We start from the raw sequence: 266 nt of genomic DNA on the forward strand, positions 1-266 counted from the left end.
CCTCGCCACCGGCACCGGCGCCGAAGTGCAGCGCCCATTGGCGACGGTGGTGATTGGCGGGATTATTTCCTCGACCTTGCTGACATTGCTGGTGCTGCCGGCGTTGTACCAATGGGCTCATCGCCGCGATGAAGAGACCACCTGACAACCTCGAAGACGCCGCAACCCCAATGTGGGAGCGGGCGTGCTCGCGAATGCGCCGGGTCAGTCGATACCTGTACTGACTGATACACCGCCTTCGCGAGCAAGCCCGCTCTCACAAGGGG

Annotated in this window: 1 protein-coding gene; it reads left to right on the forward strand. The window is 63.2% G+C overall.

Annotation, left to right across the window (positions count from 1 at the left end; genetic code table 11):
• A partial coding sequence (locus AAEY88_RS13935; protein WP_350563333.1) for an efflux RND transporter permease subunit occupies positions 1-145 on the forward strand: 145 nt, incomplete at its 5' end.
• Positions 146-266: the final 121 nt, after the last annotated feature.

The organism is Psychrobacter sp. CAL346-MNA-CIBAN-0220 (assembly GCF_040309805.1).
GTDB lineage: Bacteria > Pseudomonadota > Gammaproteobacteria > Pseudomonadales > Moraxellaceae > Psychrobacter.